The sequence below is a fragment of the Laceyella putida genome, assembly GCF_042665195.1.
GTDB lineage: Bacteria > Bacillota > Bacilli > Thermoactinomycetales > Thermoactinomycetaceae > Laceyella > Laceyella putida.
Window position 1 is genome coordinate 1 of record NZ_JBHTBW010000025.1, and the last position, 15,664, is coordinate 15,664.

Sequence of the window (15,664 nt, forward strand, 5' to 3'; positions counted from 1 at the left end):
CCCCATCACTAGTAGTGTAATCCACTTACACTCTTAGTGTCCAAAGTCATTAGGGGGCTAAAGAGAAACTTATCCATCATAGAAATCCCATATTAAATGGAGGTTACATCCTTGAAGTTAGTGGGAGAACACATTTATCTTCGCTTATACGACGATTCCGATGCCAAAGACTTGGCCGATTTGCACAAAAGAAACCGGGAATTTTTTCTACGTGTCTCGCCCCTTCACGATGAATCGTTCTATACACAGGAGCATCAAGCTTTGCGCATTGAACAGGCATTGAAAAAAGCGAAAGAAGGACAAACCTATGCGTTTGGCATCTTTTTAAAGGAAACGGATGAGCTGATTGGAGATATCACCTTGGCGCAAATTCTCAGGGGAAATTTCGAGAGTTGCTATACAGGCTTCGCACTGGATCAAAAGCACAATGGGCGTGGCTACACGACAGAAGCGCTCAAACTCATCGTCAAGTTTGCATTCGAGGAATTGAAATTGCATCGAATTGAAGCTCACGCCATGCCGGAAAATCTCGGTTCCATTCGCGTATTGGAAAAAGCGGGCTTTAAAAAAGAGGGAATTGCCAGAAAGAACGTAAAGATCAACGGAAAATGGGAAGATCATCAAATCATGGCGATCATCAATGAAGGTGTTTGAGAGATGAGGCATATCGCCGTTAGTGACTTTTGTTTGGCAATGATTCCATAATGCGTTTCCCCTTCGTTTCGCCTAAAATAAAGAAAGGGGTTACATCCACTGCATGGTGCGCCTTTTGTTTTTTCCTACACACCCTTTTTTTCGTACGAGGATGCATAGAGCGTCCTCTTTTTTTATTTTGAATTGCTTTGGAATAATGACTTTCGAGATCCATATCTAACCTGTATCAGCGGATGATCTGATGCGGGGCGATTACCATAAGATTGATATCATTTCAAACCAAAATCCTTCGAGAGACTAAATATATGGTATGATATTTATTGTTTAAACAAAGAAAGAAGGGATGGATATCGGATTTGAATCCAAAACTGATCGTTTACCTCGTTTCATTTGCGGCTTTTCTTGGGCCATTCACCCAAACGATTTACACTCCGATCCTGCCCGAAGTTCAGAGCCATTTCCATACTTCGCTGTTTCTCGTCAACTTAAGCATTTCGATCTTCACGGTTTTCTTGGCCCTGATGCAGATCATCTATGGGCCGCTTACGGATCTTAAAGGAAGGAAAAAAGTATTGCTGCCCGGGATCGTCTTGTACATCATCGGATCAACTGGCTGCGCTTTTGCCCCATCCATTGGATTGTTCCTGTTATTCCGGTCCATTCAAGCCATTGGGATTGCCGCAGGGTCCGTCGTGGCGACCACGGTGATCGGCGACTTGTTTGAAGGCAAAGAGCGTGGCCGAGCCATGGGAACGTTTCAAATGAGTGTGGCGCTCGGGCCGGTGCTCGGGCCCATCATCGGCGGATTCGTCGGCGGCAAAACGGGTCACATCGGCGTTTTCCTCGTGTTGGTGGCAACAGGCGTTCTCATCTTCCTCTCTAATCTTTGTTTTTTAAAAGAAACGAAGCCGGAACTGTTGTCCAACGACCGATTTCAAGTTCGCAACATGGTGGGCATCGTGGTTCATCCCATCGGTTCGGCCGTCATCATGTTGGGTTTTGTCCAATATTACACCATGTACAATTTCTTGGTCTTTTTGCCGGATATCTTAACCAAGTCATACGGACTCACCGCCGAACAAAAAGGGATGGTCTTCCTTCCGCTCACCATCTCGCTGGTGATAGGCAGTTTTTTGGGGGGCCGATTGCAAGAACGCATTGAAGCGCGCAAAAGTCTGGTGCTCACCTCGTCGCTCAATGTATTGGCTGTCCTGTTGTTCCTGTTTCTCGCCAACTTGTCCTTGGTTGCGTTGGCATTGTCCCTCGTCCTGTTCGGCTTGTTTCTCGGCCTTTCCTTGCCGGTGCAAACCACCCTTTTGACAATTCCCTTTGTCAAAGAACGGGCCACTGCCATAGGGGCTTACAATTTCTTTCGCTATTTGGGCATGGCCGCCGGGCCGATGATCGGGAGCTTTCTCTACCACTTGGGCGGCATGCGGATCCTGTTCAGTTTTGTGGCCTTGCTTTTCGCCGGGGCCGTTTGGTTCGCGCGCCGGCAATTGTTGCACAAACCCATCGCCCCATCCCGTTCACAACCATAAGAAAAAGCCACTTCACCAAGAGAAGTGGCTTGTCTCATTTATAACAGCACCAGCACGCCGAACCAAATCACCAAGCCCAGCATCACCAAAAATTTGACCAACGCCCCGCCCAAAAAGCCGACCAATGTGCCATAAGCGACTTTAAAGGCTTCATTCACGTCTTTTTTCACTATGATCTCCAACAGGAAGACCAAAAGAAACGGCCCGACAATAATCCCGATCGGTCCCATGATGAACGGAAACGTGAGCACGCCCAACACGGCCGCGACGACTGCCAACGTGGACCCGCCGTATTTTTTCACGGCCACGCTGCTGGATATATAATCCACCAACATCAACAGCACCGCCAATACGATGGTGGTAATCCAAAATCCCGCCCCCAACTGCGTGCCGTCAATCAAGAAGTGATACAGGGCAAACCCGGCGACCAACAGCGGCACATCGGGCAATACGGGAACGACCAATCCCACAAACCCCAGAATGAATAGGACAATAATCAGTACCCATAGGAGTATGTCCACTACTCATGTCCTCCTTCAAGTGAAATATGGCCCGTTCCCGCCATATGATCGAGCGCTTGTACGATCCCGATCTTCACATGGGAGTAGGTTAACCCTCCCTGCATGAAGACAATGTATGGCGGTCTGAGCGGCCCGTCCGCTGACAGTTCAATACTGGCTCCTTGCACAAAGGTGCCCGCCGCCATGATCACTTCATCTTGGTATCCAGGCATGGCCGCCGGGACAGGCAGAATGTGTGCGTCAATGGGAGAAGCCGATTGAATCCCTTGGCAGAAGGCAATCAACAATTCGGGACTTCCCAAATAGATCTGTTGAATGATATCCGTTCTTGTTTCTTCCCAAGATGGGGTTGTCTTAAAACCTAATTCCTCCAAAAAGGCAGCGGCAAAAACCACGCCTTTCAGGGCTTCTCCCACCACATGCGGCGCCAAAAACAACCCTTGGTAATAATCCCGCATGTAACCGTGCGTTGCCCCGCCTTCGACCCCAATCCCCGGTGCCACTAAGCGAGAGGCCGCCCGTTCAACCCATTGGGCTTTTCCCGCTATGTATCCCCCGGATTTCGCCAGCCCGCCACCGGGATTTTTGATCAGCGAACCCGCGATCAGGTCGACGCCAACATGTGTGGGTTCCATGTCCTCCACAAATTCACCATAACAGTTGTCAACAAAAATAATCAAGTCTGGGCGAATCGCGCGGATCCGTTCCACCATCTCACGAATGTCCGCGATCGTAAAGGAAGGTCGATCAGCATATCCCCTTGAACGCTGAATTCCGATCAAGCGCGTGCGCTCACTTACCGCGCCCCCAAACGCCTCCCAATCGACTTGACCCGTTGGGGACAGGGGAATTTCCTTATAGGCGATGCCATAATCGGCGAGTGATCCAGAGCCGTCCCGCTCCTTCCCGATCACTTGATGCAAGGTGTCATAAGGGCGGCCTGTCAAGTAAATCAACTCATCCCCCGGTCGCAGCACGCCATGCAAACAGGCGGTGATGGCATGCGTTCCCGAAATGATATTGGGCCGCACCAAGGCCATTTCGGCACCAAACAAGGACGCAAACACCTTTTCAAATGTTTCCCTGCCCAGATCATCATAGCCATACCCTGTCGAAGAATGGAGATGGAGCTCACTCACCCCATGGTCACGGTACGCGGCTAACACTTTCCACTGCAATAAGTCGACTTTTCGTTCAATCCGTTTGATCACAGGGGCAATTTTCGCTTCGACGGCGATGGCTTTTTGCTCAATCCATTGTCCATGTCGTAACTGGTTATACACTGCTTCATCATTCCTACTAATTCAGTTTCTAAGTTAACCGTTGCTTCAGTTCGAGCGGCAACTTCTCCAGTTGTTTGTCTGTCAACCGGCACTCGATCTCCATGGCGGCCTCATCCGCTTTGGAAGAAACGACTTCCGCCACTCGGTACAAGGCGGAAAGGAGATCTCCCCGGTCAATCGGAATTGCCAGATTTACTGTCATCTGTTTGGGACGAAGCATCCCTTCGATTTTCTCTTTCAATTTGGCCAAGTCTTCGTCGCGCAAAGCGGAAATGCGGATCATCTCCTGTGCAGCCGGTTCCACCTGCGGCCGCTCCAACAAATCGGCCTTATTCAGCACCATCAAGGTGGGGATCTCCGTCGCCTGCAACTCTTCCAATACTTCTTCCACCGCCGCAATCTGTTCTGACGCCTCAGGATGCGCGGCATCCACCACGTGCAAGAGAAGATCGGCTTCACGCACTTGCTCCAGCGTCGAGCGGAAAGCCGCCACGAGATGATGGGGCAAATTGCGAATGAAACCAACGGTGTCCGTTAAGATGACATGCTGGCCCGAAGGCAAGTCAAGCAACCGCGAAGTCGGGTCCAACGTGGCGAACAATTTATTTTCGGCCAGCACCTCCGCCCCGGTCAATCGGTTAAGCAGGGTGGATTTGCCGGCGTTGGTGTATCCGACTAAGGCGACTTGGGTCACTTCCGTTTTTTTGCGCCGCTCCTGATGCAAACGACGATGTTTTTTCACTTCCTCCAATTGTTTCTTCAAATCACGGATTTGCCGATAGATATGGCGACGGTCCGTTTCCAGCTTCTTCTCCCCTGGTCCGCGGGTACCGATGCCACCACCCAAGCGGGACAATTCTTTCCCACGACCCACCAATCGGGGCAACATATATTCCAACTGCGCCAGCTCCACTTGAATGCGCCCTTCTTTGGTCTGGGCGCGTTGCGCAAAAATGTCGAGAATCAGTTGGGTGCGATCGATCACTTTACAGGGCAAACGCCGTTCCAGATTGCGGATTTGCGCTGGACTCAGTTCGTGATCAAAAATGACCAAGTCCGCTTCATGTTCTTCCGCCATCTTGGCCACTTCTTCCGCTTTTCCTTTGCCGATGAGCCAAGCGGGATCCCGTCGATCGCGAAATTGCACCACCTGGCCGATCACTTCCGCTTCCGATGTCTCCGCCAAGCGTTTCAACTCTTCTAAGGTAGAAAGTATTTCCCATTCGTCTCGCTTGGGACCGCAACCGACAAGAATCGCTTTCTCTCTATCTTGTACTGTTTCTATCCTACTTCATTCCTTTCTTACACAGTGAGTGAGTCATGGATTTTCTCATTATACCACGAATCTCCGCCATTCTTCTGGCCCACTTCGACTTGCAAATCTTCTCTTCTGAGCATCATCAAATCATCGCGGCTCGCAAATTTTACGTGTAGCAGGCGCACGGCTTGCAGCCGGACCGCTTGCTCGATCAGGTTTCGGACATAACGGGCATTGCCGAAATGAACCTGATTTCTTCTCATCTCTTCCTGCAAGTGTTTTTTCAGCTTTTCTTTGGCACCGAGGGACAGGCGATACTCCCGCTCCCGCACCATGTTTTCCGCAATATCCATCAATTCGGCCAAGGTAAACGGTGGAAACGAGAGGTGGATGGGAAAACGGGACGGTAGCCCTGGATTGAGTCGCAAAAATTGTTCCATCTCATGCGAATATCCCGCCAAAATCAGGACGAACTCATTTTTATAGTCTTCCATCGATTTCACAAGGGTATCAATCGCTTCCTTGCCAAAATCCTTGTCCCCGCCACGAGCCAATGAATAAGCCTCGTCGATAAATAAAATGCCACCCAAGGCCCGGCGCACATGTTCGCGTGTTTTTTGCGCCGTATGCCCGATATATTCGCCGACCAAGTCGGCCCGTTCCACTTCGATCAGGTGCCCTTTTGACAAGACGCCCATCTCTTTGAACAACTTGCCGATGATGCGGGCAACGGTGGTTTTCCCCGTGCCCGGATCGCCGGAAAAAACCATGTGAAGCACTTGTTGGTCCACCGCCAATCCCGCCGCTTGGCGCCGTTTGCCCACTTCCAGCCAGGCGTAGATCTCTTTCACAAATTCCTTTATCTTCGTCAGCCCAACCAGTTCGTCCAGTTGATCCAGACATTCTCTAAGCGGTCCCTCCGTTTCATGCGCCGTTCCCGCAACAGAAACGGAAGAAGCCGCTTGGTAGCATTGCTGGTGATGGTCAAACACCACATGAATCTGATGTTTCGCGGTTCCGGTGTATACTCTTCTGCCCATCCGGTTCACCTCTTTATGGTCTGAAGCTTTTTTATATATACGCACCCGCCCAGAAATGGGTGAATCATGAATGAAGACAGACAGAAAAAAGCTGCTGAAAGAATCAGCAGCTTGAGGGATTAGCCTTCTTTGCTTTCATCAGATGGCATCAGAGATACCGGACGTGCTGGAGTGAAAGTGGAAATCGCATGCTTATAAACCATCTGTTGTTTGCCTTCGCTATCGATCACAATGGTAAAATTGTCAAAGCCGCGAATCACCCCGCGAAGCTGAAATCCGTTTACCAGGTAGATGGTAACAGGAACAGATTCTTTGCGGATTTGGTTAAGAAATGTATCTTGAATATTGATGGATTGTTTCAAAATCCGTACCTCCTATGTATTTTTAACATTTTACATTATTGTACTCTATTCTCTAGCCAAATGACACTTTCCTGCAACTAGTTGCTGAATTTCTGCAAAACATTCCCTATTCGTCACATCGAACCAGTGCATCTCTTTGATCCGGCGAAACCAAGAAAGTTGGCGCTTGGCATATTTGCGTGATCCCTGTTTGATCAGATACACCGCTTCTTCAAGTGTTAAATTTCCAGACAGATAACTCATTATTTCTTTATACCCGATCGCTTGCATCGAAGTCAAACCAAGATGATACCCTTTCTCCTTCAGTCGTTTGACTTCCTCGACCAAGCCTTGTTCCAACATCAAATCCACTCGTTTGTTAATGCGGTCATACAGTTGCTCGCGCGGCATCGTCAAGCCAATCCAACATGCCTCATAAGGGGACGTGCCTTTTCCCTTTAACCGGGAAAAAGGGGTGCCAGTAACATGATAGACCTCTAATGCCCGAATCATACGTCGCGTGTCATTGGGGTGCAATTTTTCAGCCGTTTCGGGGTCCACTTCCCGCAAGCGGGCATGCAGCACTTCGTTCCCCCGTTCCGCGGCGAGCCTGCTCAACTCTTGACGAAGTTCTTGGTTTTCCTTGACATGTGGCATGTCATAATCATGAATCACGGACTCAATGTATAATCCCGTGCCGCCAACCAGCATCGGATAGCGGCCCCGTCCATGCACCTCGGCGATTTTCTCGCGCGCCAACCGTTGATACTCCTGCACCGAAAAGGGAGTGTCCGGATCAATGATATCGATGAGATGATGCGGAATGCCGCTTTGCTCTTCAGGTGTGATTTTGGCCGTCCCTATATCCATACCCCGATACACTTGCATTGAATCCCCTGAGATGATCTCACCGTCAAACCTCTTGGCCAGTTCAATGCTGAGCGCCGTTTTTCCGACCGCGGTGGGCCCCACTAATACCAACACTTTCGATTTCATCTGCCCCCCCCTTTGCGAATCACGCCCCAAGCGAAATTGGAAGAGGATTTGACAATCTCGAAACCAAGCCGGGCAAACTCTCCCCCTTTGGGCCGCTCTTTCAACAACACGGCGCGCCGTGCCACTCTGAGCGCCTCACGCACAGCTCCTTCATCCAACGGATGGGGATTGGCCAAAGGCTTTAATTGCTGCATGGCCGTCGATGCCCGCACCGTCTCCCGAAACATCGGATCAAACATGACGACATCAAAGGAGTCATCCTGACACTGCGGCAAATAACTTCGGTAATCCGCTTGAATCACTTCGACCCGCCGCATGGCTTCATTCAAGGCATTCCGATCTGTCTGATACGTTTCCAAGCCACGTTTCACGATGGCGGCAATCACCGGCTCGCTTTCCAAAGCGACGACCTTCCCTTCTTCGCCTACGGCAAAAGCGGCCACGATGGCATCCGCACCCATGCCCAACGTGCAATCAAGCACCTGGTCTCCCGGTCGAAGTTCCGCGCTGTCCACCATGGCATCGCGATCCCCATTCAGCAACTGTTTAATCCTTAAAGCCGACATATTGGGATGGAAGAAAAAGGGCAACCCCTGTTTCTCCTCCACCCGCCAGCCTTGCTTCGTCACTACGACCGCGCGCGACTCGCCCATTTGCGCAAACAACTCGGGGAGCGAATGGCGTTCCCGCTTCACATAGGGAATCTCCAACAGCGCGGCCAATTCCCGCGCTTCTTGCGTCTCTATCGTTCCTGGATGAAAAGACGTTGTCACAAACACAGTTCTACATCACTCGCTTAAACATTTTTTCTAATTCATAGGCGGAAAAATGAACGAAAATGGGCCGCCCGTGCGGACAAGTAAACGGATTCTCACACTGGTTCAACTGCGCTAACAGTTTTTCCATCTCATCGCGGCGGAGGTGACGATTCGCTTTGATCGCCGCTTTGCAAGACATCATCTTGGCCGTAGCGTCACGCAGGACGCTCGTTTCCACTTTCCCGTGTTCTTTCAGCCATTCAATGATTTCATGAATCAGCCGATCCGCATCTTCGCGCGGAAACCAGATTGGATAAGCCCGCACGACAAAGGTGGTCCCGCCAAACGGTTCCATCTCCAATCCCCACTGCCGCAAATAGTCCAATTTGGCTTCCAACAGCTCCGCTTCCGCAGGGGAACACTCGATCGTCATCGGAATTAACAGTGGATATTGTTTGGAGTTTTCTTCGCCTAACCGCCGTGAATAAATCTCATAATAGATGCGTTCATGCGCAGCATGCTGATCGATCAGATAAAATCCATCTTTCGATTGGGCGACAATGTAGGTTCCGTGCACTTGCGCAAGCGGCTCCATCTCCGGCAACCGCGGCGAACCAGCGGGGGGAGGACTTTGCTCCGGTTCGGTTGATCGCACCTCCGGTTCAAGGTTCTTGGTGTCTTCCACCTTCACTGGCGGGGAGGGTTGTTCCTGCCCTTCTTCCTGTTTGGCGAAAGTGGACAAGGCTGAGCGATAAGCGGATTGAGATGGACGCGTTGCTGACTGGGGCGGTGAAGGGGTCTGCTTTCTTTCCCCAGTCATTTGCCTTTCCTGCATTCTGGATGGCGGCTGGTTGAACGAACGCCGTGGCTCCGGCTGCTCCGCCTCATCCCTTTCCGCACTTTCCGCGCTCTCTTGCACCTGCCCCCCTTGCGGCTTCAGCGGTGGATAAACCTGCTCCCGCGCTTGCCTCGCTGGCGGCGCTTCCGTTTGTTCCCAGGAAAATTCATCCTGCACGACGGTTGTTTTGATTCGGGCTTGCCCCACACTGCTCGTCGCCCCCGGCATGAAACGTTCCTCTTTGAACGCGCGTTTGATTGCTTCTTCCACCAATTGACAACATTCTTTTTCCTTGCTCAACCGAACTTCCAATTTGGCTGGATGGACGTTGACATCAACCAATTTGGGGTCCATTTGAACGGTTAAAATCCCGATCGGATAACGGCCATTCGGCAACAAGGTTCCATATGCGCGCAAGATGGCCTGCGTCATCGGGATGGAACGGACAAAGCGTCCATTCAGCACAATGGACAAATAAGAGCGGGTGGAGCGGGTGATCTCCGGTTTGGTCACATAACCCGCGATGAGAAAATCGGCATCCTCCCCCTTAAAAGCCACCATCCGACTTGCCACTTGTTTGCCGTACAGCGCATGGAGCACATGGAGCAGTTTCCCGTCGCCACTGGTGCGGAACAGCTCCCGCTGATTGTGGCTGAGCGAAAAAGAGATGTGGGGATGCGCCAATGCCAGCCGTCCCACCACATCCGCCACATGACTAACCTCAGTGTTGACTGTTTTCAAGTACTTCAAACGAGCAGGGGTATTGTAAAAGAGTTCTTTCACCACCACATCGGTCCCTTGGGAGCGGGACGTGTCCTCGACCGCGAGCAATTCACCGCCTTCAATCCGCACCTCTGTCGCCAATTGGGAAGGATCATGAGCGGTGGTCAGGGTCACTCGCGCAACCGAAGCGATACTGGGCATCGCCTCACCACGAAAACCCAAAGTCCGGATCGAAAACAAGTCCCGTTCCCGCTTGATCTTGCTTGTCGCATGGCGCGAAAACGCCAGCACCGCATCATCTTTGTCCATCCCTATCCCGTTGTCTGACACGCGGATCAGGGAAATTCCGCCCTCTTCAATCTGAATCTGAATCCGGGTGGCATTTGCATCAATCGAATTTTCCACTAATTCCTTCACGATCGACGCCGGTCGTTCGACCACTTCCCCCGCAGCAATCTGGTTCGCCAAATGATCATCCAATACCTGGATCCGGCCCACTCTCATCCCTCCTTCACTTGCCTTCTGGCTACAGCTTCTGTTTCAGTTCATACAGGAACTGCATACATTCGAATGGGTTTTTCATCATCAAATCCCATTTTCGCAAAGCTTCGATAATCTCTTTCTCCTTTGTGGTCAGAGTCGCTGTTGCCTCTGCCACTTTGTCTTCCTCCGTTGAAACGGCAGTTGCCGCATAGTCAAACAGCGATAACTGGGTCCGGTCGTCCGGCTTTTGATCCGTTTTGCCTGCCGGGGCATGGAATCGGCCTTCTAACTCGCCCAAAATCTCTTTGGCCCGCTGAATCACGGGTTTGGGCAGGCCTGCCAATTCAGCGACATGGATGCCGTAACTTTTGTCTGCCCCACCGGGAACAATGCGGTGCAGGAAAACCACTTTTCCGTCTTTTTCAATGCACTGGGCATGCACATTGACCAATCGGTCCAGCTCCTGTTCCAGCTCAGTCAACTCATGATAGTGCGTGGAAAAGAGCGTCTTCGCCCCAATATGGTCATGGATGTACTCCACAATCGCATGGGCCAGAGCCATCCCATCATACGTGGATGTGCCTCGCCCCACTTCATCCAACAAAATCAGGCTGCGGGAAGTCGCTTCCCTGAGCGCATGGCACGTCTCAGCCATCTCCACCATAAAGGTACTGCGCCCGCCAATCAGGTCATCCGCCGCGCCGATGCGGGTAAAAATGCGATCCACGATGGAGATTTCCGCATGTTCGGCCGGAACGTAGCTTCCGATCTGGCTCATGAGCGTGATCAAGGCCACTTGTCGCATATACGTACTCTTCCCAGCCATGTTCGGACCCGTAATCAAGAGGATTTGCCGTTTGCCCCCATCGAGCATCGCGTCATTCGCGACAAAGTCTTCCACTTTCGTGGCTGCTTCCACCACCGGATGGCGCCCTTGCTTGATGCTCAGGCGATCCTCGTTATGAACCACCGGCCGCACATAGTGGTATTTTTGCGCAATGACGGCAAACGCCTGAAGCACATCCAGTTCCGCCACCCGTTCCGCCAATTGTTGCAGGCGATATACTTCTTGGGCGACTTGTGTGCGGACTTCCGTGAACAGCTCATACTCCATCTCAACCGACTTCTCGGAGGCGTTTAAGATCAGCTGCTCCCGTTCTTTCAGCTCTGGGGTCACAAACCGTTCCGCATTGGCCAAGGTTTGCTTCCGCTGATACCGGTCAGGCACATGCTGCAAATTGGATTTGGTCACCTCAATATAATAACCAAACACGCGGTTATACCCGATTTTTAGCGACTTGATGCCGGTTAGATCGCGCTCTTGTTGTTCCAATTGCGCAATCCAGCTCTTGCCGTCTTTTTGAATGGAACGCAATTGATCCAGTTCGTGGTTGTAACCTTCCCGAATCATGCCGCCTTCTTTGACTGACACAGGTGGTTCATCCACGATGGCCCGATCAATTAACTCGCGCAACTCCGCACACCCATCCATCTGTTCACCCAACGCGGCCAACTCATCATGCCCGGACAGCATCAATCGCTCCCGCAGTTCCGGAATCACGCCCAATGAACGTTTCACATTGGTCAAGTCCCGTGCATTCGCCGATCCAAACGAGATCCGTGCCGCCAAGCGTTCCAGATCGTACACTTGTTTTAGCATCTCGCGAGCTTCATCAAGCAGGAGAAAATCGGCCAAAAAGGCTTCCACCATATCATGGCGCCGCTTGATATCCCGGACATTCAAAAGCGGCTTGTCCAACCATTTTCGGAGCAGGCGGCTTCCCATGGCCGTGGCCGTTTGATCGAGCAACCACAACAGGGAACCCCGCTTTTTCCCTTCACTCAACGTGCTGGTCAATTCGAGATTGCGCCGAGCCGCTTCGTCCAACATCATAAATTGTTTGGCATCATATCGCCGCAACCGCTGCAGGTGTCCAAGCGTTCGTTTCTGGGTCTGTTTCAGGTAAGCAAACAATAAGCTGACCACACGCACCAAGTTCGGGGATGTGCACACTTCAGCAAACTGGGCAAATTGCTTTGGCAATTCTTCCGCCATATCTTGTTCCGTCCATTTATCCAGGGTGATCGGGGTCACCAAGCACTTTAATCGGGCAACCAATGTTTCCCGCAAAGCCGCATTCCCATAAAGCGGCTCATCGAGCAAAACCTCTTTGGGCTCATAACTGGCCGCCTCATCAATCATCCAATCAAGTGACCCCGCCAATTCCGTCACATGGCATTCCCCTGTCGACAAATCCGCCGCGGCGAGCGCCATCGTTTCGCCGGAACCGGCCAAGGTGAGCAGGAAGTTATTCTCTTGTTCGATCAGCATATTCTCCTCAATGATGGTGCCGGGGGTGATGACCCGAACCACTTCCCTTTTGACCACCCCTTTCGCCGCCGCCGGATTTTCCACTTGTTCACAAATCGCCACTTTATACCCTTTTTCAATCAATCTTTCCACATACGTATGAGCCGAATGATAGGGGACCCCACACATGGGAATCCGTTCTTTTCCCCCATCTCGGCTGGTCAGTGTAATCTCCAACTCTTCGGCTGCTTTTTCAGCATCCTCAAAGTAGGGTAGGAACCCGGCGCCTTGCCGCCTTACGGCGGCAGGTTTCCAAGAACCCCCCTCCGAACCGTACGTACACCTCTCGATGTATACGGCTCTCCACCTATTTTAATCCAGCCTCCCAGCATGTAAATCGTCATGGCATTTTGTGCACAGTACCATCGTTTTTCTTTTTCTGGCGATCATTGTTTGTTCCCACTTTTTCTTGCCTTGAAGCTCTTTGAGCTTCCTAATGTGATGGACTTCCAAGGGGACATCCTTTTTCACACACCACTCGCATTCTTCTGCAAGAAGCCTTTCAATTAGGCTTGTCTTGCCACCATACATGCGGGTGTTGGGCATTTCATCTACATTGTTTGATTTTAAAGGGGCTTCAACTCTTTTGAATCCTCCGTTATAGAGGGTACGAGTTTTTATCCCATTTCTATTTGGATATTCAACCATAAAAACACCATTTTTATTGTATTTGTTGAGGATACCACTTACAGACATTTTGTATTTGTTAGCTAGTGTTTTATAAAGACTAAATCTCATAAAATAGAAGAATTTATTAAGTGCACTTACGTTGTTAGCTAGTCTGTAGTAGTTGTACAAGCCCCTTATTTCTGCATTGTAGATACTAAGGATTTCAATATCATCCAGATTTACAAACTCTTCTCTGTGCATTGCTTTCCATTTGCCATCTTTGTCGATTTTGAGTGCCTGAAGTTGTTTCAGTTTCTCAACCCATTTTTCCCTCGGTAAGTATAGTTTGCATTTTTGTGAGTTTGACCTTTTAAGAACCCCGTTTTTATCCCTACTGGTGCTCTCATTTTTTGGAACAGAGATGTCATATCCCAGAAATCTTGCCTTTTCGCTTGCGTGTGTGATGAGTGTTTTTTCTTGTGACAACTCAAGCTTGAGCTTTTTGCTAAGGAACTCCGTTAATTCCGCTTTTATGTTGACGGCATCTCCTTTGCTCCCTATAACGCCAATGATAAAGTCATCAGCATATCGGGTGTAAAAGAGCCGCTTATAGTCGGAATCCATCGGATCTGAGTAAGCTACTTGGAGTTTTTCTGCTGATAGGGATTTGATTTCCTCCCTCAATTTCTGTTGTTCATCAGCAGTCAATTCCACCCTCTTGAGTTTATCCTTCCTATATTTTACTGCCATGTCGATTCGTTTGTACTCTGGATTGACTTTTCTCTTTGTTCCTGATTTAAAGCGTTCCATCAGTTCTTCGACATACCTGTCTAGTTCATTTAGGTATATATTTGACAGGATTGGGCTGATAATTCCGCCCTGAGGAGTACCGCTGTATGTCCCATGGTACTTCCAATCTTCTACATAACCAGCTCTTAGAAACTTCCAGATTAAGTTGATGAACTTCTCATCCTTAATCCTTTTCCTTAGGATACCGATCAGGATATGATGGTCAATGTTGTCGAAAAACCCTTTTATGTCGCCTTCAATGAACCATTTTACTCCTGTGAAGTTCCTCTGTATTTCCATTAGAGCTGTATGGCAACTCCTGTTGGGTCTAAAGCCGTGTGAGTGATTTGAGAAGCTTCCCTCATAAATGGCTTCTAGCACCCTCCTTACAACCTCCTGAACTAGTTTATCGTCGATGGATGGTATTCCCAAAGGTCGTTTTTTCCCGTTTGCTTTCGGGATGTATGTTCTTTTAACAGGGTTGGGTTGATAAGACTGATCTTTGAGCTTCTCAATTAACTTGTCAATCCTTGCCAAACTCATGCCATCTACAGTTTTTCCATCTGCGCCCTCGGTCATATTCCCTTCCTTTGGGGCCAACTTGCCGTAGGCAAGTAAGAAAAACTCTCTGTTGTACAGGTTTCTGTACAACCTGTGGTATGAGTATGTTGGATCGTTTGACTTGGAGGCTAGACTGTTTAATACTGCCTCGGGATTTCTCATAGAGCCTCTCGCTCCTTTCCCGTTCGTATTAAACTAAATAGGCTGTTCCCCTTCGCCATGTACTAGGCTTTCCCTAGCTCGGACTACTACGGGAACTCCGTTACCATATTGGATATTCAGGCTCTAAAGCCATAGCCACTTCGTGGCGTTCCAACTTAGGTAATCCCCATTTAGTACCCTTAGAGACATAGCTTGCAGTGATGTCGGATGTGACGTTCGCCCTTTACCTCTTACTGAGGTTGCGTAGTCAGGGACGCGCAAAGTTGATTCTACTCGTGCATCAACTTTCATAAGAACCGTAATGTTTTTATACAGTTCTTCTTGACTATATGGCGTATCTAGTTACCTTTCGCCATAGGCTACGATATACCCGCTTGGACTGTCATTCAGGCAGTTTAGCCTTCATCCTCGTTCACTGCTTTTCGTCTTGCCGCTCAGTCGTGCCTTGGTAACTAGGCAACTCGCGACTTTACCAGCATGCTACACTCCCCCTTCAGTTTCCCTCCAGGATAAGCTGGTTGACGATAGGCTTTTACTTGCGTCCTTAGCCTACTGCTTTGCTAGAGCAGATTCTCTAAGAGCCCTTATGGGCGCACAAACATTTCATAAAAATCTCCCAGACGAAAAAATAAAAAGGCATCAGGATATTGTGCCTTTATCGACAAGTATTGTTGCATCATCGGAGTATATTGTGACACGTTCCTCTTCCTCCGCTTATTTTTTTCATTCACCTATT

The 15,664-nt window shown here is 49.9% G+C and carries 12 protein-coding genes and 1 pseudogene; 2 read left to right on the forward strand and 11 right to left on the reverse strand.

Annotation, left to right across the window (positions count from 1 at the left end):
• Nucleotides 1-111: 111 nt before the first annotated feature.
• Entirely contained in the window at nt 112-654 is a 543-nt protein-coding gene (locus ACFQNG_RS10060) for a GNAT family N-acetyltransferase (RefSeq protein ID WP_379864801.1), read from the forward strand.
• Between the two features lie 356 nt (nt 655-1,010).
• The gene (locus ACFQNG_RS10065) at nt 1,011-2,195 is read left to right on the forward strand and encodes an MFS transporter (RefSeq protein ID WP_379864802.1); all 1,185 of its coding nucleotides are present in this window, start codon (nt 1,011-1,013) and stop codon (nt 2,193-2,195) included.
• A gap of 38 nt (nt 2,196-2,233) precedes the next feature.
• On the opposite strand, the gene ACFQNG_RS10070 is transcribed toward ACFQNG_RS10065, so the two are convergent.
• From ACFQNG_RS10070 to ACFQNG_RS10120, 11 genes and pseudogenes are all read right to left on the reverse strand, one after another.
• Nucleotides 2,234-2,716, reverse strand: a complete 483-nt coding sequence (locus ACFQNG_RS10070; RefSeq protein ID WP_379864803.1) for a DUF456 domain-containing protein — start codon at nt 2,714-2,716, stop codon at nt 2,234-2,236.
• Entirely contained in the window at nt 2,716-3,999 is a 1,284-nt protein-coding gene (locus ACFQNG_RS10075) for a methionine gamma-lyase family protein (RefSeq protein ID WP_379864804.1), read from the reverse strand. Before ACFQNG_RS10075 ends, ACFQNG_RS10070 begins: the two co-directional genes overlap by 1 nt.
• A gap of 28 nt (nt 4,000-4,027) precedes the next feature.
• Nucleotides 4,028-5,284, reverse strand: coding sequence for a GTPase HflX (gene hflX, locus ACFQNG_RS10080; protein ID WP_379864850.1), 1,257 nt, complete (start codon nt 5,282-5,284; stop codon nt 4,028-4,030).
• A gap of 17 nt (nt 5,285-5,301) precedes the next feature.
• Nucleotides 5,302-6,297 (reverse strand): AAA family ATPase, encoded by a 996-nt coding sequence (locus tag ACFQNG_RS10085; RefSeq protein WP_379864805.1) that lies wholly within the window; start codon nt 6,295-6,297, stop codon nt 5,302-5,304.
• Nucleotides 6,298-6,416: 119 nt separating this feature from the next.
• Nucleotides 6,417-6,659: an RNA chaperone Hfq gene (gene hfq / locus ACFQNG_RS10090; protein WP_022737628.1), complete on the reverse strand. Its 243-nt coding sequence runs from the start codon at nt 6,657-6,659 to the stop codon at nt 6,417-6,419.
• Nucleotides 6,660-6,704: 45 nt separating this feature from the next.
• Nucleotides 6,705-7,634, reverse strand: coding sequence for a tRNA (adenosine(37)-N6)-dimethylallyltransferase MiaA (gene miaA / locus ACFQNG_RS10095; RefSeq protein ID WP_379864806.1), 930 nt, complete (start codon nt 7,632-7,634; stop codon nt 6,705-6,707).
• A complete protein-coding gene (locus ACFQNG_RS10100) occupies nt 7,631-8,413 on the reverse strand; it encodes a class I SAM-dependent methyltransferase (protein ID WP_379864807.1) in 783 nt (260 codons plus the stop codon). Before ACFQNG_RS10100 ends, miaA begins: the two co-directional genes overlap by 4 nt.
• Nucleotides 8,414-8,417: 4 nt before the next feature.
• Nucleotides 8,418-10,451, reverse strand: coding sequence for a DNA mismatch repair endonuclease MutL (gene mutL, locus ACFQNG_RS10105; RefSeq protein WP_379864808.1), 2,034 nt, complete (start codon nt 10,449-10,451; stop codon nt 8,418-8,420).
• Nucleotides 10,452-10,479: 28 nt separating this feature from the next.
• Entirely contained in the window at nt 10,480-13,098 is a 2,619-nt protein-coding gene (gene mutS, locus ACFQNG_RS10110; protein WP_379864851.1) for a DNA mismatch repair protein MutS, read from the reverse strand.
• Nucleotides 13,099-13,119: 21 nt separating this feature from the next.
• Nucleotides 13,120-14,928: a reverse transcriptase/maturase family protein gene (locus ACFQNG_RS10115; RefSeq protein WP_379864809.1), complete on the reverse strand. Its 1,809-nt coding sequence runs from the start codon at nt 14,926-14,928 to the stop codon at nt 13,120-13,122.
• A 596-nt stretch (nt 14,929-15,524) separates the two neighbouring features.
• Nucleotides 15,525-15,626 (reverse strand): annotated as a pseudogene (locus ACFQNG_RS10120) (MutS N-terminal domain-containing protein); the annotation flags it as partial.
• Nucleotides 15,627-15,664: the final 38 nt, after the last annotated feature.